This window comes from Vibrio sp. M260121 (genome assembly GCF_036533715.1).
Taxonomy (GTDB): domain Bacteria; phylum Pseudomonadota; class Gammaproteobacteria; order Enterobacterales; family Vibrionaceae; genus Vibrio.
This window is the reverse complement of record NZ_JATABF010000017.1, coordinates 38,780-58,774: the sequence shown is the minus strand read 5'-3', so window position 1 is coordinate 58,774 and position 19,995 is coordinate 38,780. Positions and strand designations below refer to the sequence as shown.

Genomic DNA, 19,995 nt, shown 5'->3' with positions numbered 1-19,995 from the left:
TTTTGAATGGTTGTTTATGTGGTGGCGTTCCTTATAGCGAGATAAAGATGCCAGCCAAACATGCACTCATTAGGTTCGCTAGCGTACCAGCCGCTACCGCTTTCAGACCCATGTTCGCTACGTCTTTACGACGCTCAGGTGCCATTACACCAATAGAGCCAAGTTGAATTGCAATAGAACCGATGTTCGCGAAACCACACAATGCAAACGTGATGATCACTTGCGTATGTTCAGTCAGCGTTGCTTTGTGTTGGACGAAATCGATGAATGCCACGAATTCGTTCATTACGATTTTCTGACCGATGTAAGAGCCTGCCGCTAATACTTCGTGACCCGGAACGCCGATTAACCAAGCGAGAGGGGCAAATAGGTAGCCAAAGATGGCTTGTAGCGTGATACCCGCAAAGCCGAACATTTCGCCTAGGTTTTCCAGACCCGTGTTCACCATTGCAATCACACTCACGAACGCGATCAGCATTGTACCTACCGCAACCGCGACTTTCATACCGCCCATCGCACCACTTGCTAGCGCGTCGATCACGTTGCTCTCTTCAGACTTATCCAACTCGATGTTGTTGTAATCACTTGGTGTTTGACGCTCTGGCACGATGATTTTCGCCATCAAAAGGCTACCAGGAGCAGCCATGAAGCTCGCTGCGATTAGATACTTAAGCTCTACACCTAGACCTGCATAACCACCTAGAACACTACCCGCGACTGATGCCATACCACCTGCCATTACCGCGAACAGTTCTGAACGAGTCATGTTTTGCAAGAAAGGACGGATAAGAAGTGGCGATTCGCCTTGAGAGAGGAAGATGTTACCTGTCGCAACAAGAGATTCTGCTTTGCTGGTACCCAAGAATTTTTGGATTGCACCACCGATAAATTGAATCACTTTTTGCATGATACCCAAGTAGTAAAGGGCAGAGATAAGAGCGCTGAAGAAGATGATGATAGGAAGAACGCGAACCGCGAAGATGAAGCCTGTAGAAGCAAGGTCACCGAAGAGGAATTTGATGCCTTCATCGGCAAAACTTAATAACCCTGCAACCCCATTACTCAAACTGGCTAGCGCCGCTTGTCCCCATGGGAAGTAAAGCACTAAGGCTGCAAAACCCATCTGAAGCAGCAATGCACGAGACACGGTTTTCCAATTGATTGAAGAACGGCTCTCTGACAGCAGGAACGCACAACCTAACAGTGCAACAATACCAAATAGACTAAATAGAACACTCATGAATCGGACCTACTGAACGTTGAAAAAGAAAGGAACGCCAAAAGCATTGGCAGAAGAAAGGGACAACGCATCGAGTGACCATGCACTCGCAGATCCAGATTGGAGGAAGAACGGATAGTTCGACATCTTATTTTTACCTTATACAAGCAATTGAACGTAGCTGGTCCGGTCCGTGGGGTCATTCACTGCTAGAGAGTTCGTAACTCATCTCGCTCCATGTGACGGCTTGTATGGGTAAGGGTCCTGAACAACGAACCCTAATTCCCGCTTAAACGGGTCGCAAGTATAGCCATAAAAACGAGAGTTTCATCACATTTATTTACGCAAACGTTCAAGCGTTCATAATTTAAGCAAAGATGCCTTTTTATGGTCATACTTGTAGGGAAAATAGGGGTATTAGGAGGGAAAGATAGGATGAAATGGCTAAAAATGAACAATAAATGTTCAGTTGAACACCAAAGACCAAAAATGAGCAATTTTGCTCTCGCCAATCTATGGATTTTGGATATACAATTTGGAACGCTTCATTCAGAAGCCTCTGTGTATTCAGAGCATCATGATGCCGAGATGGTGAAATTGGTAGACACGCTAGCATGAGGTGCTAGTGCCTTAGGTGTGAGGGTTCGAGTCCCTCTCTCGGCACCATTCCTTTCTTTCAAAGAATTTAGAGTGTAATGCAAAGTTCTAAACAGGCAAAACAATCCGCTGACGCTAACCAACTACTTAGCGAACTCGCGGTGCACGCCTTATTACACCTGCACTTCAAAATCCACGCATCATCGCGAATGCTTCCCCTTAAAGAACGTAACGATCTATTGCAAAAGTGGCTTAAGCCTAAGCTCAAAAGCAATCGCTACAAACTGATTAAAAAGCCATTAAAGTCTCTGACTCAACAGGCAAAAGGGGAAAATGGCAATTTAGAAGCCTTACTCGAACGTTGTGTAGGTGCCGATAAACCAGGAAACCCACAGCCTCACCTCGACAGTTACCTACTGTTGATCAATGAAGTTGAGAAAAAACTGGGTACGACTGTACTACTTTCTCGTCCGGAAGATGTGGATCTATCCCATGACCAACATGGCTGCTTGCTGTGTGTGTTGTCAGAGAATTTAAACCAACATTTCGACGATAATAACGCCCTAATCGCACCTATTTCGATGCTTTTCCGTGGCCCTATGAGTCAACGCTCTCTGTTCCTGGGTAGTATATACGCGAGCAACACCTTCAATTACGAAGTGCTGTACCAAGACGAGCAGTTTGTGCGAATCACGTTGGATTTGGCGTAATACGACACTCAGATAAATCAAAAAAAGCCGCGAAGTTCGCGGCTTTTTGCTTAATTAACGTTTATCAATGTCAGTAGCGACCCATAGAGTTATTAATCCAGTTCGCGGAAACGAGCTGTGAAGTGACGAAGTACTGGTGGTTCGTATTCAAACGTCAATCCTTTTAGTTCATGAGCACGATTCTTCAACTCGATGATCGCATCAGCGATGTAATCCATGTGATCGTTGGTGTACACACGACGTGGAATGGTCAAACGCATCAACTCAAGTTCTGAAGCTTTTTGTTTACCCGTTTCCGGATCTCGACCAAGCAACAGTGAGCCAATCTCTACCGCACGAATGCCTGCCTCTAAATACAAGGCATTACACAGCACCTGCGCAGGGAATTGATCCGCGGGGATATGCGGTAAGATCTTCGCCGCATCAACGAAGACAGCATGACCACCTGTTGGGTATTGAATTGGAATACCCCCTTCGCGTAGACGTTCACCTAAATATTGTACTTGGCTAATGCGGTAGTGAAGATAGTCTTCATCCGCACCTTCATACAACCCGCGAGCCAAGGCTTCCATATCACGACCCGCCATACCACCGTAAGTGACAAAGCCTTCCATCGGTACACATCGTGTTTGAACCGCTTGGAAAAGCTCTTGATGATCGCGAATACAACACATACCACCAATGTTCACCATCGGGTCTTTCTTCGCAGACATAGTGAGCATGTCGCCGTATTGGTACATCTCGCGAATGATTTCCAGAATCGATTTGTTCTCATAACCCGCTTCACGCTGCTTGATAAAGTAAGCGTTCTCACAGTAACGAGCCGAATCAATCACCACAGGGATGTCATACTTGGTTGCGATTTCGTACACGCTGCGCATATTTTCCATCGACACAGGTTGACCACCTGAACTGTTACACGTGACCGTTGTGATGATCGCACAGATATTGTGAGAACCATGTTCTTCAATCGTTGCCACCAGCTTATTGAGGTCAAAGTTACCCTTCCAGTCATATGGCGTTGTCGTATCGAACGCTTCTTCCGTCACTACGTTAATCGCTTTACCGCCATTGAGTTCAATGTGGCCCGCCGTCGTATCGAAGTGGTAGTTAGAGATGAACACTGGAGTCTCACCTCCACGAACCTGACGCATGCGCTCGATCAGAGCTGGGAATAAGATTTGCTCTGCACCACGGCCTTGGTGCGCCGGCACAGTAAGCTTGTAACCAAAGAAGTGCTCTACCGCATCACACAAGTTGTAATAGTTGCGACTCCCCGCGTAGGACTCATCACCCATCATGATGCCTGCCCATTGATTGTCACTCATAGCACCAGTGCCAGAGTCGGTCAGCAGGTCGATGTAAACATCATCACTACGAAGAAGAAATGGGTTAAAACCCGCTTGTTTAAGGGCAATCTCTCTGTCAGCCAATGTCGTCATTTTGATTGGCTCAACCATTTTAATGCGGAACGGTTCTGGGATACGTTTCATTATTAATTTCCTTATACGCATTGCTTTGCGCGAATAAGCGCAATCTGCTTCAATTTCTTGATTTTTATTAGAAAACTAGAAAAGCTCAATGCGGGCGCATTGAGGAAATTAACGCGCAGAAATTTTACTAAGAAGAGACAAGCAGTAGTCTAGGTTGTACCAGAACGACAGCACCAAACGGCTATCGAGAATATCCTTAATTCTCATCGTCTTCGTCCTCCTGATAAAAAGAAAAGCCAGAAACCCCATGTCTCTGACCTTTTCAATATAGTGCAGTTTTCAACCAAATTTCAGTGAACCTTACCTCATTTCACGAAGGTCTCACCCTTTTCATTCTGCGTTTAACGTTGTTCTCTTTCACCATGTAGTCGAACAGCGGTGCGAATAAGTTGGCAAACAAAATCGCTAACATAATGCCTTCCGGATAGGCTGGATTGAGTACGCGAATAAATATCGTCATCACACCAATCAAGATCCCGTAAGCCCACTTGCCACCGTTGGTGAATGCAGCGGATACTGGGTCTGTCGCCATAAAGAAAGTACCAAACGCAACACCACCAATCACAAAGTGCCAATAGAAAGGCATAGAGAACATAGGATTGGTATTCGAACCAATAGCATTAAGCAATAACGACGTCACGGCTAAGCCAACAAAGACACCCGCAACAATCCGCCACGACGCGATCTTCATAAAGATCAGCACCAGACCTGTAAGCGCGATCAGCAGGGTCGAGACTTCTCCCATAGAGCCCGGCAAATTACCGACGAAAGCGTCCATCCAAGAGATTGGCTGGCCTGTCATGTTGTTGGCCAAAGCGCTCTGACCACCTTCGTACCATTGGCTAAGAGGGGTTGCACCAGAGTAACCATCTGCCGCAACCCAAACGGCACCGCCAGACATATTGGCTGGATAAGCGAAGTACAAGAACGCGCGCCCTGCCAACGCGGGGTTTAAGAAGTTACGCCCCGTACCACCGAAGATTTCTTTCGCCACCACGATGCCAAAAGTGATGCCTAATGCGGCTTGCCACAACGGAATGGTGGGCGGGAGAATTAACGCAAACAGAATGGAGCTAACAAAGAAGCCTTCATTTACCTCGTGCTTACGGACGATAGCAAACAGCACTTCCCAAAAGCCGCCAACTACAAAAACAGTCACGTAGACAGGCAAAAAGTAGGTTGCACCGACCAGCATTTTACTCGCCCAACCCGCTTGGCTCGCCGCCTCTACTGAACCCCAAACCCAACTCAGCCCCCAAGAGGCATCAATGGCTTGTTGAGCGGCAGCTTGGTCAAGGCCGTACAGCAAAGCATCGCTGGATTGCTGACCGATGTTATACATCCCCCAAAACATCGCGGGGAATACGGCTAACCACACCATGATCATGATGCGCTTCAAATCGATGCTGTCTCGAACATGGGTTACGCCGTGATTCACTTTACCCGGCGTATAAAAAAGGGTTTCAACAGCCTCGAAGAGTGGGTAGAACTTGTGGTATTGGCCTCCCGGTTCAAACTTTGGTGAGACCTTTTCAAAATAATGCTTCAGACTCATAACGTCTCCTCCTCTAAAGAATGTTACGAGCCGCTATCAAAAGCGATCGTTTTTAGCCTGTTTAACTCCCCCATTACGTATTTATCTGTTGGCACCGAAGACCTTGCTATTATGTAAACCGTGAAAGGCGTGCTTATACTCAATCAATAACAAAACAATGGAGTGGATTATGAAGTTAAGGATGATGTGGACCGCGATGATGTCGTTGGCCACTTTTTCATTTGCAGGTAACGCATTGGCCGTGGACAAGCAAATGTCTCCTGGTCTGAAGAAGAAAATGCAAGCCATCTGCGGCTCGAAAGGTGGTGTCCCTGGAGGTTGGCAAGTGGCGAAAGTGACACCGGATGCCGAGCGCTCGCTAAGCATGATTCTGCATCAAATGAATGCGACAAATAAGTTAAAGCAAATCAATGATGTCAGAACTCAAATCGTCGGCGGTATACACTATGCGATGGAGTTTGAACTCAAAGACGGGCAAGTTTGGAATGCGATTGTTTTGCACAGTGCCCGAGGCGATTACATGATTGAAAGACACGCCAAGAAAGGCGAACTTTGCCCTAAAGGTGGAGAGTCCTAACTGCTCTTCCAAATACAGCAAAGGCGACCGTTTAGTCGCCTTTGTTTTATGTCGAGATGACTTTCTTTACGAACTCGGCTTTAGCATCCGTATATTTTTCGATGGTTATTTCAGCTTGCTCCACCAAAGAAAACTTCAGAGTTAGATACTCGCTTCTAAGCTCAGCATTTCCATTTAGTCTATCTCGAAATTGAATCCAGTCTCGCCACAACTGTCCTTGATACTGAGTGAGGTGCAGATAGTGTGTTTTGACTTGATAAGAATCATCGGTGAACTTCGCAAAGACAATCTCATCTTGCTTTTCCACTTTCAAGCGCAGAAATCCAACACTTTTCAGTGCATCAATCAGTTTTGGAGAAACATGAGGAAAGTGCTCAATACCTAGCACAACATCGATAATAGGTTTGGCAGGCATATTCATAATAGCAGTACTGCCAATATGCTCGATTTGAGTTGGCGGAATCTCCGTCACTAACGCCAGTTCAGATCGGCTGCGTGCAAACTCCTGTCGCCATGCTGGGTCATGTTTAACGACGTCTACTTTGTGATTGGCTAAACCTAGTTTCATCCATCCCTCTCCTGATAAACCCAAGTATCATAAGAAGGAAGTTATCCAACCACCAAAGTAAAAGCCAAACTTCCGGCACACTCGATATTAATAATCCAACAAATAGGGTTCTGGAGTACTTTTAGTTTGGCTTTCTACGGTTAAACCGCCTTGGTTTTCGCCTCTATCTTCTCATTCACCTTATCGCAAATGTATTCCCCAATTGGCATTGCAGATGTCGCTGCAGGAGAGGGGGCATTGCAAACGTGCAGGCTTCTTGCGCTCTCGGCAAACAAGAAGTCATGAACCAAGGTTCCATCGGATAACACTGCTTGTGCGCGAATCCCCGCAGGATATGGTTTGAGATCATCGACCTTGATGCTTGGGCAATATTTGTTGACCAACTTGAGATAGCCCGGCTTCCACCACGAGTTCTTAAACTCATCCAATCCGGTTTTTAGATGCTTTTGTGTCACCTTCCAGAAACCGGAGAAACTGAGCATTTGCATGGTATCTTGCAAGCTGAAATTAACCTTGTCGTACCCTTCTCGCTTCCAGCCTTGCACCGCATTTGGACCAACGGTCACACTGCCATCAATCATGCGAGTTAGGTGGACACCTAAGAATGGCAAATCAGGGTCTGGAATTGGATAAATAAGATGGTTCACCAATTGGTCGTGTTTGCTATCTAAACGGTAGTATTCACCACGATAAGGGATGATTTGGAAATCGGTCGGAATAGACATCATCTTAGTCATGCGATCCGCCATCAAGCCGCTGCAAGTGACCAAGAACTTGGCATTGAGCTGCATAGTTTGACCGTCTGAAATGCAGGTCAGTTGGACTTCTTCATCCTTCTCTTCGGCAGCCACCACTTTGGTTCTCAGGCTAATTTGACCGCCGAGCTTTTGGAACTCTTCCGCCATCTGCTCAGTGACCAAACGATAATCGACAATACTGGTGGTTTTGACATAAATCGCACCCAAGCCAGTGATGTTTGGCTCAGCCAGTTTGAGTTGAACTTCATCGAGTAGCTTTACGTCGATGCCGTTGACATGGCAGCGCTCATAGAGGGCATTCATGCGTTCGACTTCTTGCTCATTGGTCGCAACCAGTAACTTGCCACAGTTCTCCACTGGAATATCGTGCTCAGCACAGAACGAAATGGTTCGCTCTACCCCACGCTTACAAAAATCGGCTTTTAAGCTACCTGGTGCGTAGTACACCCCAGCATGAATCACGCCACTATTGTGTCCGGTTTGATGCTTGGCAAAGCCGGACTCTTTCTCAACCAATAAAATGGATTTTTCTGGATGACGTTGCTGCAGTTGCCATGCCGTCGACACACCAACGATACCGCCACCAACAATGATGTAGTCATAGACTGATTTCATACGACCTCTTATAAAACCGATAGTTGAGATTGTTGCAATTTGAACTTGCGACCACTGTAAATGAACACCGCGACAAATACCGCGCAGCTTGCCACACGAATCAACATTGGAATGTCGTGCCAAACCAGCAATGTACCCACCACTACCAACAAGAGACGCGTCAGAATGTTTAGAGGACCTTCCAAGTAGCCTTCAATCGCACCAATCAATGCATAGGTACCTATGATGGCAAAGAAGCCTACAGTAATCACCGACGTCACATCCCAACTGACCAAGCCTGTGTAGGCAATAAGTAGCGGCACAAGATACAAACCTTTAGCGATTTTCCACGCCATCAAACCGGTACGCATTGGCGGTGTTTTCGCGATGGTTGCTGCCGCAAATGCGGTCAAACACACTGGAGGCGTAACGTTGCTGTCTTGCGATAACCAGAAGATAATGAGGTGAGCAGCCAGCAGTGCTAAGCCTACCGCTTCCATACCCAGACTTTGCTCTAGTAGGGTTTCCATAAAGTCCGCAGGTACTAGCGCTACCATTTCTTTCGCGGTTTCCAGCGCCATTGGTGCATTAAGCAGTTCCAGCTTTTCTGGCGCTGCCAACATAAAGATCGCTTTTGCTTGCTCTGGCAATTGACCCGACACCATCAATTCAAGCAATTGGTTTTCCGCAATCAACTTGTAAAGCGCAGGGGCAGACAGTGTACCCAATACAATATACGCCGCTGTCACAGGTAAACCCATACCCAAAACCAGAGAGGCGAGCGCAATAAGAACGATCATGATGAACAAGTCGCCATTCGCCCAACCGTCGATCATCAATGAGAAGGTGTTGCCGATGCCCGTTGTGCTGATCACGTTGATCACCAAACCAATACCCACCAGCAATACGGCGGTTGTCGCCATGTTTTTCGCACCTTGTGAAAGTGCTTCGATGATCGCTTTTGGTCCCATCTTGTGATCTTTTGAGAACCAAGAAGCCACCACCACAGAAATGATCGACAAGCCAGCAGCGTAAGTTGGCGTAAAGCCTTGAACCAACAAAGTAACCAATACCGCCAGCGGGATAAGGTTGTGCCAACCGCTGATCAGCACTTTCAGTAGAGACTCATCACTGGTCGTGATTTTTTGAACGCCGCTGCGTTTGGCTTCGATACGCACAAAGAACGCCACAGACAAGAAATAGATAAGAGCAGGAATAAAAGACACCGCGATGATATCAACATACGGAATTTGCGTGTAAGACGCCATGATGAAAGCACCCGCCCCCATCACTGGTGGCATCAACTGACCACCTGTCGACGCCGCAGCTTCAACCCCCGCCGCGAAGCGCGAAGGGAAACCTGCTTTTTGCATCAAAGGAATACTGATAACACCGGTTGAAACCGTATTTGCCACACTTGAGCCGGATACTGAGCCCATCAAACCAGAGCCAATCACTGCGATAAAACCGGGACCACCAATGATTTTGCCAGCCGCAGCACGTGCCACATTGATAATGTAATCACCGACACCAGAGCGAACGAGAAACGCCCCAAACAGAATGAACATAAATACGAAAGTCCAACTGATGCGCGAGATAGAGCCAAACATGCCCTCAGAAGAATAGAAGCTGCGGTAGAGCAAGGTTTCCATGCTCAAACCCGGGAAGTGGAAAATACCTGTCGCCCACTTACCCCAAAGCACAACGTAGCTTAAACACACCACAATCAGCACAGGAATAAACCAACCCATGGTGCGTCGGATCAGCTCAATAACAATCAGGATTGCCATGATGGCGAAGACCCAATCGCTGGTCACGAACTTAACACCGCGTTCATATAGCGCATCTTCGGCATAGGGAATGTAGAGCAAACACGCGACAGCGCCCATGGCAATCAACACATCGATGCCGAGTGCAACCTTACTCTGCTTGAGAGAGATATGAGCCGGATACCAAAGCGCACAAATCACCGCAAAGCCAGCAAAGTGGGTCGCGGAAATCCATAACTCTGGTAACGTCGATAAGGTATTAAACCAAATGTGCAAAGCAGACAACACCACGCCAAACACTGTAATTGTGGTGGTTACCCACGGAAAATCAGTGCGCGTGGGCAGCTCAAACTTCTGCAATTCCTTTTCTATTGAGTCGCTCATCTCATACTCCAAGCTCTAGCGGCTTTTTCCATCTTAGAAATCGGTAGGGATAAAATGCCCCGAGCCGAAACTCGGGGCGAAGTAGGCGTTATTTCGCCATTAGGTCTGATGGGATTTCGATGCCCATTTCTTTGTAGTAACGCGCCGCGCCTGGGTGAAGAGGCACTGGCAAGCCAGCGATCGCTTTCTCAATCGCCATTGCTTTTGTTGCTTTGTGGATGCCTTGTAGGAAAGGCAGGTTCTCGTAGATCGCTTTAGTTAGCTGGTAAACGTCTTCTTCCGAGATATCTTCACGAACTGCCAAGAAGTTTGGCTGTGCAATGGTGGTGATCGGCTTATCTAGACCCGGATAAGTGTTCGCTGGGATCTCGTACTTCGTCCATAGGTTATAACTGCCATTCGCCTCTTTAATCTGCTCATCGGTAAACGAAAGAATCGAAATATCTTTGCCTAGCGCAGCAAAAGCTTGAGTTACTGCACCAACTGGCACACCCGCAGGCGTGTTCATGCCGTCAATGGTGCCGTTTTGAAGTGCGCTCGCACTGCCGCCGTAGCCCATGTACGCAAGGTTGAATTTATCAGGGTCGACCTTCAGACCTTTCATGATTTGGCGACCAGAGTTCTCAGTGCCAGAGTTCTTCTTACCGATAGAGAACTTCTTGCCATCTAGGTTGTTCAGATCTGTCATCGTGCCAGTTTTTGCTAAGTCAGAGCGAACAATAAAGTGCTCAACGTTTTGCCACAGCATAGAGACTGAGCGCAGTTGTTCTTGGCGACCGCTCTTCTCATAAGGACCTTCGCCAGACCAAGCCCACGCACCGTAAAGACCTTGTAAAATCGCGAACTGTGCTTCGTTTTCGTTCAGCAGTTTAACGTTTTCACCAGAGCCCGCAGAGCTGATTGCAGAAAGGGAGAAGTGGTGCTTTGGTGCCAATTTCACTTTGCTTAACGTCGCCAACGCTACGCCCACAGGGTAGTAGGTACCACCTGTCGATGCCGTTGCAAGAATGTAACTACGATCTTCTGCCGCAGCGTTAGCAGCAATACCAAAAGAAGTCACAGCGACAGCCAAAGCTTTTACCAGCTTATTCATTTTCATTATTACTCTCCGTGTAGTCGTTTCACGATTGGGGATTTACATCATGTTAAATCTTTATTAACAACACATTCCCTAGAGCAATTGAAATGCCAACTTTTAACCCTTTGTATTTATTGAACTAAGTGCTGAAAGACATCAAAAATGAGCAAAATTCTGCTGATTTGATAGCAAAGTAATGAGCAAAATCTTGCTCATTGAAGAGAAGAAGGTTGCACGCCTAGATCGCAAAAGGTTAATAAAATGTGATCAACACAAAACAAATGCCCGATTGGCTAATAAGCAATATTTTGCCGATGCAATTTTGGATTGAACTGCAACTAATGAGCGTCTTAACAATAAGAAGAAAAAGCGCATCATTCTAAACTGCTCACTTTATCAGCGGAGGTTTATAGCCTAAACGACTACAAATAGCACAAAAATATAGCAAAACAAGCCATGTTACAGAAATGAAAAGTCATTTATTCTAATTTTGGATTTAAAAACCAGTTCGATCCACCAGTTCAGAAACAAACATTGACCGTATCAACTTATTTTCTACTTCGGGGTTGTGCCAATAGCCCTATGTTCGTTAGGGTAACAACACGCCAAGGCAAACGTATTCCTTGGTATTTTTTCGTCATTAAGGATCACCCATGTCAGCAACTGCGCATTTACAATTCGCTTTAAAACGCCCATCTGGCGTTGCTGCTGCGATCCTCCTGCTCTCTCTGAAACTGATCCAGAGCTGACAGGCTATATCTAAACTTTCTGTCAGCTTGAGAAGAAGCTGACGGGAACACCACATACTCCTCCCATTCCTTTCAGTTTCTTCCAAGCGAAACATAAGAGGAATAACAATGTTAAGCGCACGCAATATCGCCGCTTTGGGCTTCATGACTTTCGCCATGTACTTAGGCGCAGGTAACCTGATCTTCCCTCCATTTTTGGGTTATCAAGCAGGTGAAAACTTTCTGAGCGGGATGTCTGGCTTCCTCTTAACGGGCGTAGGTCTGCCTGCAATGGCACTGGTGATGGTCGCTATCGTAAACGGTTCAGACAAATTAACCGCCGCCCTACCTAAACCTTTGGCGACCAGTTTTTGGGTAATGGTATTTATCGTGATTGGTCCTGCATTCGTAATACCACGTGCGATTACCGTGGCTTACCAATTTAGCTTTGCACCAATGTTTGGTGATGCCGCTTTGGTACCTTTCACAATTGCTTTCTGTGTTATCACCATTTTGTTTGCGCTATACCCGGGCAAATTAGTCGACAACCTAGGCAAGATCTTAACCCCGGCATTGATGGCTATTTTAGTGATCATGTCTGTAACCGCTCTGGTTTATCCAGCCGGCGAGCTTACTACTGCAACGGGACCATATGTATCTGGCGCATTTGCTGAAGGCTTAACCCAAGGCTACATGACCATGGACGCGCTAGGTTCTATCGGTTTTGGTTGGATCATCTTCCGAGCGATTCGCAGCATGGGTGTGGATTGTCCGAAAGCCACCGCAAAATACACGCTAATTGCCGCTTTGATGTACGCGGTTGCCATGGCATTTGTTTACATCTCATTGGCTTACATTGGCTCGACAAGCTCGTACTTGGGTTCTGAGTTCAGCAACGGTGGCGACATCTTAACGGCATTCACCTTCAGCCACTTCGGCGCATTTGGTTCACTATTACTTGGTGCCGTGATGGTATTGGCGTGTTTGACTACTGCTATCGGCGTAACCACTGCAGGCAGTGAGTTTTACGACAACACTTTCAGCAAAGTGAACTACAAAGGCTGCGTGATCACGACCATGGTATTGGCTGGTTTGATCGCCAACGTAGGTCTGGAGCAACTATTGGCAATCACATTGCCAGCGGTTGTGGCGCTTCACCCAGTAGCGATTGCATTGATGATCATGGCACCAGTGCGCAACAAGATGCCGCAAATCATGGTCGTCGCGACGGCGTTCACTGCTCTAACGTTTGGTTGTGTTGATGCGTTGCACATCCTAGGTTACATGCCAGAAGCCGCAAACCAATGGTTAGACAGCAACATGCCGCTGTACCACTATTTTGCAAGCTGGATTGTTCCGACCATTGCTATGGTGATTGTGGGTGTAGTGGCGACCAAACCGAAAGCGCAGTTGACGGTTGCAAAATCTACAAATTAAGACATATTTCAGACCGAAGCCCACCAAGTGTGGGCTTGTTCCATTAATCACCAAAAGTATCAGCTATCCAAGACATCTGGCATCAATTGCTCTAGTATAAGTCGTGCCTATATTTAATAAGCGTATGATTTATAAAATGTAAGATGAGCGGCTAGGATGGCGACATGGACAACTTCTCTTTAGATATAAGAACTCTCAACTTCATCATTATTCTTTTCTCTTGTATCTACTCAGTCGGGCTGCTTTTTACCCAATACCAACAGCGCAAAATTCCTGGGTTAACCTGTTTTGCTATCTCATTGTTATTCATTGGGGGTGGGCCTTTACTCCTGAGCTTTCGGGACAGCGCTTCCGACTGGCTCACCGTTGTCGCTTCTAATACTACGTTGCTCATTGGCTTTCTGCTGACACTTTATGGTGTTTGTATCTTCCGCGCTTTTACACTTAGGATCGCTTACGGCTTTACTGCTGTGCTACCCATTGTTGTCGCTCTCATTTACTACTTCACTTTCCATATGCCCTCTATCCGTATCCGTATTCTGGTGATCAGTATTTACTTATCAGCAGTAACGTTAGCAAGTGGCTGGGCGATGATGAAAGGCGACAATCAAGACGATAAATGGCCAATGATCGGCATGGCTGCTTCGCTAATTGGATATGGCGCTTTTATGGCCGTGCGAGTCATTTGGTCTTATTTTGGTTCAGAGTTATCGAGCTTTATGTCTGCAGGACTGATCCATCAGCTCACCTTCCTATTTAGCATCTGCCTTGTCGTCTCAATGAGCTTTTGCATGCTTTGGCTAATCAACGCTCGTTTATTAATTTCGATTGAAAACCTTTCGATTCAGGATGCGCTGACTGGATTACTTAATCGCAGAGCCATGGAAAAGGTTATACCGAAGATGATGCAGCGAGTAATCGACAAACGAGAAAGCTTTAGCATCATCATGACGGACATTGATAACTTTAAACACATTAACGACGCATGCGGGCACTTAGCTGGGGATGAGACGATTGTACGAGTGGCAAACATTATGAGCCGTTATCTTCCTCAACAAGCCCAAGCCATCCGCTTTGGAGGCGACGAATTTATGATTGTTCTTCCAAAACATACAGCCCAACAAGCTGCAGAGTATGCTGAGAAAGTTCGCAGTTGGGTAAGAACAGAGCCATGCTGCGCCGCAAGCAATATACCTGTGACCATGAGTTTTGGTGTCGCTCAGATGAAGCCGGACGAAACACTTCACGATGTAATTTCTCGCTCCGACCACGCGTTGTATCACTCTAAAGAGAATGGTCGCGACCGCGTGACTGTTCTCTCCGAGCAAGGCAAAGAGCTGACGTTTTCTTCCTTCAAAGAGAGCGCATAAAATAGAGCCCGTAGTTGATTCAGTTAGGTGTAATCAGAGCGATTCAAACCAAACTTCTGCATCTTTTGGTTAAGGGTTCGGCGCGGTAAATCTAGCTCAACCATCACATCCGTAATTCGTCCTTGGTGTCGAACTAAGGAATCGTGTAGTACCTTACGTTCAAAGTTGTGTAGCTGAATCGCCAACGGAACCCCCGCTTGTGTCTCTTCGGTTGTAGAAGAGGGTCGACTGGAGAGAATTTCCATTACGGAAACGGTTTCATCCAAGGCAAAACGCATCGCGACATTCCTTAGCTCGCGCACGTTACCGGGCCAAGCGTAAGCAAGAATGGCTTTTCTATCAGCTTCACTCAGTGGACGACTCTCAGGGTTACTTTTCAGAGCAAAGTGTTCGAACAAGATCAACGCATCTTCTTCTCGCTCACGTAGTGGTGGCAAATAGATCTGCGCTACATTGAGTCGATAATACAAATCCTGACGAAACTCATCATGATCATTGAGATCTTCTTTCGCGGCGGCGATCACTCTCAAATCAACTGAGATCTGTTGATTGCCTCCAACGCGCTCAACCGTATGTTCCTGTAATGAACGCAACACTTTCACCTGCATAGACAGCGGCATACTCTCGATTTCATCAAAAAATAAGGTACCTTTATCCGCGTATTCCAATTTACCAATGCGCTTTTTAGCCGCTCCGGTAAATGCCCCTGCTTCATGCCCAAACAGCTCACTTTCAAACAGATTCTCAGGAATGGCGCCACAGTTTATTGGCACAAAATGATGGGTTCTGCGTTGGCTTTCATTATGCAAACTGGTCGCTACCAACTCTTTACCACAACCTGTTTCACCGTAAATGATCACGTTAGTATCAATGCGTGCTAACTTGGCAACTTGTTCTCTAAGCTGTTGCATCACTCGGCTTCGCCCAATCAACACTTCTTCTAAGCCGCTAACGCTAGATAGGTACTCTTGGCGATCTTGAGTAGACGTTTGCGCGCGATAACTCTCGACGGCTTCGGTCACACGTTGAGATAAACGCTCAGGTTGGAAAGGTTTCTCGATAAAATCGAACGCACCGTTTTGTAACGCCCCTACAGCCATATCAACGTCACCATGTCCGGTGATCAAGATAACTGGCGTTGGAATGTGATTGGCAATCAGACTTTCTAGTATCGACAAACCATCGGTGTCTGGCAGGCGAACATCACTGACAATCGCATCAAATTCTTGGCTCAGAATGGCCGCTTTGCCCTCTTCGCCTAAACTGAATGCGGTCACGTCAAACCCCGCCAGTTGCAGCCATTGGCTGGTAGCCTGACGAACAATGTCATCGTCTTCGATAAGTGCAATTTTAGGGATGTCGTCAAAAGCCATGAGTTACTGCCTGCTTTATGGGGTGGGAAAGAAATCGCTCTTTATTAACGGTAGCAAAAACCACTGAGGAGAAAAGGAGCTAGATCTCACTTCTTGCTTACAAGTCTTTAACATCCAACCAGTTAGGCGCACTCTTTAATGACTGTTGGTGAGAACGCACTAGCTGAATGGAGTTGGTATGCAGCGCAAAAGGAATGGCAAAACATGGCTTGTGGTCGCAATTGCGGCAGTGCTGATGTTGTCTTGCTATAGCGCCAGCAGAGAGGTAGCCCGTCAGTGGTTGAGTGTACAAACTCAAACCGAAGCTCAACAAAAACTGCTCGACTATATTGGTGAAGTTCGCCGTGCACTTAAACGCTTCTATCATCTGCCTTACCTCGTTACCAACAATCCAGAAACCATCGCATTTGTGAAAGGGAATCTGACTTATTACGAGCCATTGCAAACCCTGCTGACTCAGCTAGATAAAGCCGCCAATACGGAAGGTTGGCTAATCCTGTCTAACTCTGGCGAAGTATTGGTCTCGAGTTTAATCGAAGAGCGCTTTAGCCTGTCTGACCGAAAAGCCATTGTGGAACAAATCCACAATCAAGGCGGCGGTGTTTCCTTAGTAAACAAAACCAAAGGTTCGAGCCCGTTGTATTATCTTGCAGCGCCTATCTACGATGGTTTGGATATCGCAGGCATTGTGGTGGTACAAATCAACCTTAGCCTATTGACCGAACAGACCATTACCAGCCAAGACATCATTACGTTGCAAAATCGCCAGCAACGCTTTTTTCTATCGAGTAGCTCGCTCTATAACGCAGACTGGTTTAACGAACCAAGCAACACCGTTCAGTTAGAAACGCAGCGCTTATACGACAACACCAACATCAGCGTGTGGACGCTCAACCAACAACGCTATTTTGCGCACACCGTAAAATTGGATGATTTGAATTGGTACGTCAGCTACCTCACCCCTTCTAAGCCGATTCAACAAACCATCAACGTGATTGGTTGGAGCGTAGCGACGCTGCTCTTGTTGGTTGTATTACTCGTCATCATTGGTCTACAACGTCGCCAAAAACACATCAACCAACAACGAATTCAAGCCTTGTTGGAAGAGTCCCAACGCCGCTTGAAACAGATGATCAATAAGACCCACGTTGGTTTGCTATTGATTGATGAACAAGGGCAACTGTTCGATCTCAACCCAATGGCGAAGCGTTTGTTCTGTTTACCAGAAAGCGTCAATCGACATGCTTTTGCTTGGGAGTTATTCGATGCAGGCAATCCTAATTCCACCACACTTAAGTTGCTCAAGGACTTACCTAAACATAAAGAGCTCGCAGAGATCAGTACGGTCGAAACCATTGCCAGACGAAGTGACGGTAGCGTCTTCCCTGTCTTGTTCTCGCTGACCAGCTTCCCTTGGCATGGCGAGCAGTATTTCCTTGCGACGATCATCGACATCAGCAAACGGAAAAAAGCCGAGCAGTCACTGCAACAGGTCAACCAAGAACTGGCGCAACGGGTAGAAGAGCGAACTCAAGCGCTAAAAGAAGCGCAAAGTCAGTTGATTGAATCAAGCAAAATGGCCGCCTTGGGTCGCATGTCGAGCGCAATTACTCATGAACTTAATCAGCCACTGACAGGTTTGCGTACCCTGCTCACCACAAACGAACTGTTGGCAGAACGTGGCGAAACGGAGATGATGAAAGCCAACAATGTTTTGGTACAGAAGCTGATTGATCGCATGGCAAGCATGACCAGTCAGCTAAAGACGTTCGCCTATAACAAACCAGAAAGCCTACAAGCGATTTCTCTTACCTCCGCACTCGAAGAGACCTTGCGCGTTTATCAATCCCAATTAGACAAGGTGGATGTGCGTGTTCGAGTTCCTCACGATTTACCTAACATCATGGGTGAAGAACAACGACTGCTTCAGGTGCTCGGCAATCTTGTCTCGAACGCATTGGATGCGATGGGCAACACCACTAATCCTCAGCTCAACTTGATCGTCAACCCAACGGCAAATCAGGTAGAACTAACGGTGAGTGACAATGGCTGCGGCGTCTCAAATGAGATGCTCGAATCGATGTTTGAACCCTTCCAAACCTCAAAGAAAATTGGGGAAGGATTGGGGCTAGGTTTAGCAATTACGGCCAACAATATGCGTGATATGAATGGACAAATTAGCGTGCATAAGAATGAACAAAATGGGCTGACTTTCACTTTGTTGTTCAAATCAGCCTAGGTTGATATTGATTACAAAATCATCATTAGAACTAGGCATCCCCGCTGTTTGAGAAAAACACGATCTCGATACAAGAATCCCTCCTTGACCTACACTATTCTCAAGCAAATAAAACGAATAACTTCCGAACGATAAAGAGTGAGAAACATGATTAAGTTTCCTGAACATTTTCTTTGGGGCGGTGCCATTGCTGCAAACCAAGTAGAAGGGTCGTACAACCTTGGGGGTAAAGGGTTATCGACATCAGACATGCTGCCAAACGGTATTTTGAGTCCGCATCAAACCCGTGAAGAACGTACGCCGGGTATAAAAGACGTGGCGATCGACTTCTACAATCGCTACCCAGAAGACATTGCGCTATTCAAAGAGATGGGCTTTAACTGTCTGCGCCTATCTTTAGCATGGAGCCGCATCTTCCCGAACGGTGACGAGCTAGAACCTAACGAAGAAGGTTTGGCGTTCTACGATAAAATTTTTGACGAACTTGCCGAGCATAACATCCAACCTTTCGTGACCTTATCTCACTACGAAATGCCTTACGCACTGGTCGAGAACTATGGCGGTTGGGGCGATCGTCGCGTCATCGAATTCTTCGAACGCTATGCTCGCACTGTGCTGGAACGCTACAAAGACAAAGTGAAGCTGTGGTTAACGTTCAACGAAATCAACATGTCACTGCACGCACCATTTACTGGTGTTGGTTTGCAAGAAGACGCCAGTGAACAAGAGATTTACCAAGCGATTCACCACCAGCTAGTCGCAAACGCAAAAGCGGTAAAACTGTGTCAGCAAATCGTACCAAACGGCAAGATTGGTAACATGCTGCTTGGCGCAATCAACTACCCATACACCTGTAATCCTGATGACGTGCTTGCTGCAATGCATGAAAACAACAAGTGGTTGTTCTTCGGTGATGTACAAACACGTGGTCAGTACCCTGGCTACATGAAGCGTTACTTCCGTGAAAATGGCATTGAAATTCAGATGGAAGCAGGCGACTTAGAAGAAATTGCATCGGCAAGTGTCGATTTCATCTCATTCAGCTACTACGCAAGCGGCTGTGCAAGTGCGGATCCGAAACAGAAAGAGGTGGGTAACATCGTCGATAGCGTACCAAACCCATACCTTGAAAAGAGCCAATGGGGTTGGTTGATCGATCCAAAAGGCCTGCGTGTTCTGCTGAACTTCCTTCACGATCGCTACCAAAAGCCACTGTTCGTCGTAGAAAACGGCTTAGGTGCACGTGATGAAATCGATGAAAACGGTGAGATTCAAGATGATTACCGCATCGCTTACTTGAACGACCATCTTGTACAAGCACATGAAGCAATTTTGGATGGCGTTGAGCTGATGGGCTTCACCAGTTGGGGACCAATCGATTTGGTCGCGAACTCAACCGCTGAAATGAGCAAACGTTACGGTTACATCTACGTTGATCGCCACAACGATGGTCAAGGTACGTTAGAACGTAAACGTAAGAAGAGCTTCTTCTGGTATCAAGATGTGATTCGCACTGCGGGCGGCTCGCTCAAAAACTAAGTTACTT

The 19,995-nt window shown here is 46.7% G+C and carries 14 protein-coding genes and 1 tRNA gene; 7 read left to right on the top strand and 8 right to left on the bottom strand.

Going from position 1 to position 19,995, the window contains the following annotated elements; translation table 11 throughout:
• Nucleotides 1–31: 31 nt before the first annotated feature.
• Nucleotides 32–1,240 (bottom strand): NupC/NupG family nucleoside CNT transporter, encoded by a 1,209-nt coding sequence (locus QTO06_RS11525; protein ID WP_005432553.1) that lies wholly within the window; start codon nucleotides 1,238–1,240, stop codon nucleotides 32–34.
• A gap of 561 nt (nucleotides 1,241–1,801) precedes the next feature.
• On the opposite strand from QTO06_RS11525, the gene QTO06_RS11520 reads away from it, so the two are divergent.
• Both QTO06_RS11520 and QTO06_RS11515 read left to right on the top strand, forming a co-directional pair.
• Nucleotides 1,802–1,885 (top strand) — tRNA-Leu (locus tag QTO06_RS11520).
• A gap of 29 nt (nucleotides 1,886–1,914) precedes the next feature.
• Nucleotides 1,915–2,526, top strand: a complete 612-nt coding sequence (locus QTO06_RS11515) for a DUF2913 family protein (RefSeq protein WP_331408163.1) — start codon at nucleotides 1,915–1,917, stop codon at nucleotides 2,524–2,526.
• 92 nt (nucleotides 2,527–2,618) lie between these two features.
• On the opposite strand, the gene QTO06_RS11510 is transcribed toward QTO06_RS11515, so the two are convergent.
• Entirely contained in the window at nucleotides 2,619–4,019 is a 1,401-nt protein-coding gene (locus QTO06_RS11510; protein ID WP_331408162.1) for a tryptophanase, read from the bottom strand.
• A gap of 310 nt (nucleotides 4,020–4,329) precedes the next feature.
• Nucleotides 4,330–5,574 (bottom strand): NADH:ubiquinone reductase (Na(+)-transporting) subunit B, encoded by a 1,245-nt coding sequence (locus QTO06_RS11505; RefSeq protein WP_331408161.1) that lies wholly within the window; start codon nucleotides 5,572–5,574, stop codon nucleotides 4,330–4,332.
• A gap of 169 nt (nucleotides 5,575–5,743) precedes the next feature.
• On the opposite strand from QTO06_RS11505, the gene QTO06_RS11500 reads away from it, so the two are divergent.
• Nucleotides 5,744–6,151, top strand: coding sequence for a cystatin (locus QTO06_RS11500; protein WP_331408160.1), 408 nt, complete (start codon nucleotides 5,744–5,746; stop codon nucleotides 6,149–6,151).
• Nucleotides 6,152–6,197: 46 nt separating this feature from the next.
• Here the strand turns inward: QTO06_RS11500 and QTO06_RS11495 are convergent, their stop codons facing one another.
• The 4 genes from QTO06_RS11495 to QTO06_RS11480 all read right to left on the bottom strand — a co-directional run bounded on the left by QTO06_RS11495 (nucleotide 6,198) and on the right by QTO06_RS11480 (nucleotide 11,323).
• Nucleotides 6,198–6,719: a GrpB family protein gene (locus QTO06_RS11495; RefSeq protein WP_331408159.1), complete on the bottom strand. Its 522-nt coding sequence runs from the start codon at nucleotides 6,717–6,719 to the stop codon at nucleotides 6,198–6,200.
• Between the two features lie 140 nt (nucleotides 6,720–6,859).
• On the bottom strand, nucleotides 6,860–8,092 hold the full coding sequence (lhgO, locus tag QTO06_RS11490) for an L-2-hydroxyglutarate oxidase (protein WP_331408157.1): 1,233 nt from the start codon (nucleotides 8,090–8,092) through the stop codon (nucleotides 6,860–6,862).
• An 8-nt stretch (nucleotides 8,093–8,100) separates the two neighbouring features.
• Nucleotides 8,101–10,224 (bottom strand): TRAP transporter permease, encoded by a 2,124-nt coding sequence (locus tag QTO06_RS11485; protein ID WP_331408155.1) that lies wholly within the window; start codon nucleotides 10,222–10,224, stop codon nucleotides 8,101–8,103.
• 88 nt (nucleotides 10,225–10,312) lie between these two features.
• Nucleotides 10,313–11,323 (bottom strand): TAXI family TRAP transporter solute-binding subunit, encoded by a 1,011-nt coding sequence (locus QTO06_RS11480; RefSeq protein ID WP_331408154.1) that lies wholly within the window; start codon nucleotides 11,321–11,323, stop codon nucleotides 10,313–10,315.
• Nucleotides 11,324–12,159: 836 nt separating this feature from the next.
• Here QTO06_RS11480 and brnQ point away from each other — a divergent pair.
• Both brnQ and QTO06_RS11470 read left to right on the top strand, forming a co-directional pair.
• The gene (brnQ, locus tag QTO06_RS11475; protein WP_331408152.1) at nucleotides 12,160–13,467 is read left to right on the top strand and encodes a branched-chain amino acid transport system II carrier protein; all 1,308 of its coding nucleotides are present in this window, start codon (nucleotides 12,160–12,162) and stop codon (nucleotides 13,465–13,467) included.
• Between the two features lie 164 nt (nucleotides 13,468–13,631).
• Nucleotides 13,632–14,837, top strand: coding sequence for a GGDEF domain-containing protein (locus QTO06_RS11470; RefSeq protein WP_331408151.1), 1,206 nt, complete (start codon nucleotides 13,632–13,634; stop codon nucleotides 14,835–14,837).
• Nucleotides 14,838–14,860: 23 nt separating this feature from the next.
• Here the strand turns inward: QTO06_RS11470 and QTO06_RS11465 are convergent, their stop codons facing one another.
• On the bottom strand, nucleotides 14,861–16,210 hold the full coding sequence (locus QTO06_RS11465) for a sigma-54-dependent transcriptional regulator (RefSeq protein ID WP_331408149.1): 1,350 nt from the start codon (nucleotides 16,208–16,210) through the stop codon (nucleotides 14,861–14,863).
• 178 nt (nucleotides 16,211–16,388) lie between these two features.
• On the opposite strand from QTO06_RS11465, the gene QTO06_RS11460 reads away from it, so the two are divergent.
• Nucleotides 16,389–18,449 (top strand): sensor histidine kinase, encoded by a 2,061-nt coding sequence (locus QTO06_RS11460; RefSeq protein WP_331408147.1) that lies wholly within the window; start codon nucleotides 16,389–16,391, stop codon nucleotides 18,447–18,449.
• 147 nt (nucleotides 18,450–18,596) lie between these two features.
• Complete coding sequence (locus tag QTO06_RS11455; RefSeq protein ID WP_039989596.1) at nucleotides 18,597–19,988, top strand: glycoside hydrolase family 1 protein; 1,392 nt, start codon at nucleotides 18,597–18,599, stop codon at nucleotides 19,986–19,988.
• Nucleotides 19,989–19,995: the final 7 nt, after the last annotated feature.

What these genes read in the sequence shown, in the direction of transcription:
- QTO06_RS11470 (WP_331408151.1), top strand. Translation starts at nt 13,632, where the DNA reads ATGGACAACTTCTCTTTAGATATAAGAACTCTCAACTTCATCATTATT.
- QTO06_RS11515 (WP_331408163.1), top strand. Translation starts at nt 1,915, where the DNA reads ATGCAAAGTTCTAAACAGGCAAAACAATCCGCTGACGCTAACCAACTA.
- QTO06_RS11500 (WP_331408160.1), top strand. Translation starts at nt 5,744, where the DNA reads ATGAAGTTAAGGATGATGTGGACCGCGATGATGTCGTTGGCCACTTTT.
- QTO06_RS11495 (WP_331408159.1), bottom strand. Translation starts at nt 6,719, where the DNA reads ATGAAACTAGGTTTAGCCAATCACAAAGTAGACGTCGTTAAACATGAC.
- QTO06_RS11455 (WP_039989596.1), top strand. Translation starts at nt 18,597, where the DNA reads ATGATTAAGTTTCCTGAACATTTTCTTTGGGGCGGTGCCATTGCTGCA.
- QTO06_RS11460 (WP_331408147.1), top strand. Translation starts at nt 16,389, where the DNA reads ATGCAGCGCAAAAGGAATGGCAAAACATGGCTTGTGGTCGCAATTGCG.
- brnQ (WP_331408152.1), top strand. Translation starts at nt 12,160, where the DNA reads ATGTTAAGCGCACGCAATATCGCCGCTTTGGGCTTCATGACTTTCGCC.
- lhgO (WP_331408157.1), bottom strand. Translation starts at nt 8,092, where the DNA reads ATGAAATCAGTCTATGACTACATCATTGTTGGTGGCGGTATCGTTGGT.
- QTO06_RS11480 (WP_331408154.1), bottom strand. Translation starts at nt 11,323, where the DNA reads ATGAAAATGAATAAGCTGGTAAAAGCTTTGGCTGTCGCTGTGACTTCT.
- QTO06_RS11465 (WP_331408149.1), bottom strand. Translation starts at nt 16,210, where the DNA reads ATGGCTTTTGACGACATCCCTAAAATTGCACTTATCGAAGACGATGAC.
- QTO06_RS11525 (WP_005432553.1), bottom strand. Translation starts at nt 1,240, where the DNA reads ATGAGTGTTCTATTTAGTCTATTTGGTATTGTTGCACTGTTAGGTTGT.
- QTO06_RS11505 (WP_331408161.1), bottom strand. Translation starts at nt 5,574, where the DNA reads ATGAGTCTGAAGCATTATTTTGAAAAGGTCTCACCAAAGTTTGAACCG.
- QTO06_RS11510 (WP_331408162.1), bottom strand. Translation starts at nt 4,019, where the DNA reads ATGAAACGTATCCCAGAACCGTTCCGCATTAAAATGGTTGAGCCAATC.
- QTO06_RS11485 (WP_331408155.1), bottom strand. Translation starts at nt 10,224, where the DNA reads ATGAGCGACTCAATAGAAAAGGAATTGCAGAAGTTTGAGCTGCCCACG.